3 protein-coding genes are annotated in these 2,918 nt (G+C 35.9%); all 3 read left to right on the top strand.

The window, feature by feature from the left end; all coding sequences use genetic code 11:
* Positions 1–1,213, top strand: a 1,213-nt coding sequence (locus tag ACIQ0D_RS12485) for a DUF5686 family protein (protein ID WP_395806108.1), incomplete at its 5' end; no start/stop codon positions are given.
* A gap of 83 nt (positions 1,214–1,296) precedes the next feature.
* Positions 1,297–2,250 (top strand): rhodanese-related sulfurtransferase, encoded by a 954-nt coding sequence (locus ACIQ0D_RS12480; RefSeq protein ID WP_395806106.1) that lies wholly within the window; start codon positions 1,297–1,299, stop codon positions 2,248–2,250.
* A 105-nt stretch (positions 2,251–2,355) separates the two neighbouring features.
* Positions 2,356–2,918 (top strand): alpha/beta hydrolase-fold protein (locus tag ACIQ0D_RS12475; RefSeq protein WP_395806104.1); only part of this gene is annotated, 563 nt, incomplete at its 3' end.

The raw sequence follows: 2,918 nt of genomic DNA, 5'->3' as shown, positions 1-2,918 counted from the left end.
CCTTGACTCCTTGGATACGGTTAATAATAAATTTAAACCTTTAGGATTTATAATTGGCTCAGGCTACAATCCGAGAAATCGTTTTAAGAAGGAGTATTTTCGCTTTGGGTCATTGATTAATTCGGTTTATTATAATACCGTAGAGGGTTTCGGATTAAATTATCAAGCATCCTATTCAAAGCAAATTGATTCGGCGACTAATAAATACATGAGTATTACTGGTAAATTGAGGTATGGTTTTTCGAGTGAGAAGATGTATGGCAGTTTTTCTGGAGTTATTCCCATAAAAAAGGCTAGAATCAGCTATGATATAGGTTCAGATGTGCAGGATTTGAATAATTTGGAGCCTCTATCTCAATTAGGGAATATGATTAATACGCTTTTTTATGAACGAAATTTATTGAAAGTTTATGAGCGAAAATTTTTGAATTTCTCTTACGGCAAGTCTTTAGGAAGTGTACAAACTAGCATTTCTACCTCTTGGTCAAACCGTAGAGCATTGCTAAATACTACCGATTATAAAATTAGAGATGTGGAAAGGAAACAATTCACATCAAATGATCCGCTTTTACCAGATTCAAATCTGCCAATGTTCCCAGAAAATCAGGCTTTGAAAATCAATTTTAGTGCTTCTTATGCCTTTAATAGCGAATATGTCACTTATCCAACTGGGAAATTTTACCTGCAATCTAAGTACCCGCGTTTAAGTGTCAATTATACGAAGGGGATACATGGTCTGCTAGGATCGGATGTAGACTATGATTTATTGACTGCCAGTTTAAGCAAATCGGGTGTAAAATCTGGACTTGTAGGAAGCTCTTCCTTTTGGATTGGGGCCGGAAAGTTTTTAAACTCAAAAAGCATTTATTTTAATGATTATAAGCATTTTAGAGGGAATAGGCTTTTAGGTTATTCAACAGACATAAACAGTTTTCTATTCTTAGATTATTATAAATTTAGTACTCCTCAAAGCTATTTTGAAGCTCATTTAAGCCATAATTTCTCAGGATTTTTAACCAATAAATTACCTTATATACGAAAATTGAAATTGAGTGAGGTTATTGGATTTAATTATTTAAGTACACCTAAAGTGAGGAATTTTACGGAGGGCTATGCCGGACTCCAATATTTGAATTTTAGGTTGGTTTATGGTAGATCTTTTGTGAATGGTAAGGCTTATGACGACGGATTCAGATTTGGAATAGTCCTTTAAGCCAGAGTTATATTTGCATAATTTAAACGATAATTGTATCTTTGCATCGCATTAAACGCTGTTTGCAGCAGTATCAATGAATTATGATCAAATACCAAACACTACTCTACTATTGTTATAGTAGAATTGAAGGTGCAGAACAATTTGCAACCGACCATTTACAATTTTGTAAATCTTTAAATCTTGTAGGACGTATTATTGTGGCTGATGAGGGGCTTAATGGCACCGTTTCGGGCACTGAAGAGTCGTGTAAAACTTACATGGACACCCTACATGCTGATCCTCGATTTTCAAAAATTGATTTCAAGATAGACGATGTAGAGGAACCTTCCTTTATTAAGATGCATTGCAGATATAAGTCTGAAATTGTGCATTCGGGATTGCGAGATCCTTCCATAATTAATCCTGAAATCAAAACAGGTATCCACTTGGAGCCTCAAGACTTCGTAAATATGAAGGATGATGAGGATGTAGTTGTTGTGGATGTAAGATCCAATTACGAGCATTCCATCGGTAGGTTTAAAAATGCCATAACCTTTGATATTGATAATTTTCGTGATTTCCCTCAACAGATTAATGAGTTGGCTCAATACAAAAACAAAAAGATTGTCACTTATTGTACGGGTGGGATAAAATGCGAAAAAGCAAGTGCTTTATTGCTTCATGCGGGTTTTGAAAATGTGTATCAACTTCATGGTGGAATTATCAAATATGGTAAGGAAGCTGGTGGCGAAGATTTTGAAGGCAAATGTTATGTGTTTGATAATCGCGTAGCAGTGGATGTAAATTCAGTAAATCCTAAGGTGATATCTACTTGTCGTAATTGCAGTTCACACACTACAAAAATGATAAACTGTGCTAATCCTGAGTGCAATGAGCATTTTACACAATGTGATGCTTGTGGTGAGCAACTAGATGGTGCATGTTCTGCTGTTTGTCAGGCACATCCGCGCAAGCGTGTTTATGATGGTACCGGATATTATGTGAAAGTCCCGCAGCCTATCAATACCGAAAAACTAAAAGCAATTAAAGCATAAGATTTTAGGGCTTTGGCTTTTTAATTCTCGCGGTTTACTTTGTTTTTCTAAAAAAATAGGGATATACTTCTAAAGAATTCTTAATTTCCTAAAAAAAATTTATCAATGAGGAAATTACTAGCCATCACGCTCCTGCTTTATATAAGTGTGCAGTATTGTACAGCGCAGGATAAGACTTTGTTTTCTAAAGAGCATTTTATAAAAGGAGGAGATACCCTTAGCTATAGAATGTTATTGCCAGAAAATTTTGATGTTAACAAGCAATATCCAGTTTTATTCTTTTTACATGGTGCAGGTGAGCGTGGGAATGATAATGAGGCGCAATTAGTGCATGGGACTAAGCCTTTTCTTAATGCTGAAAGCAGACAAAAATATCCCGCCATTATCATCTTTCCGCAATGCCCTCAGGGGGATTTTTGGGCTAATGTAAAATTTGGAGATGGAAAGAGTTCGGAAAGATTTAGCTTTCAAAAGGGTGCTAAGCCCAACAAGTCGATGAGCATGTTGATGGCCCTTGTAGCCAAAATGAAGTCTGAAAAATTCACTGATAATGATCGTTTTTATGTGGGCGGACTCTCAATGGGTGCTATGGGGACTTTTGAAATTTTGAGAAGAAAGCCCAATCTTTTTGCTTCGGCTTTTGCGATTTGTGGTGGAGATCATATAGA

Source organism: Daejeonella sp. (assembly GCF_044342615.1).
Lineage (GTDB): Bacteria > Bacteroidota > Bacteroidia > Sphingobacteriales > Sphingobacteriaceae > Daejeonella.
Note: the sequence above shows the minus strand (reverse complement) of the source record. Positions and strands in the feature narration are given on the sequence as shown.

What these genes read in the sequence shown, in the direction of transcription:
- ACIQ0D_RS12480 (WP_395806106.1), top strand. Translation starts at nt 1,297, where the DNA reads ATGATCAAATACCAAACACTACTCTACTATTGTTATAGTAGAATTGAA.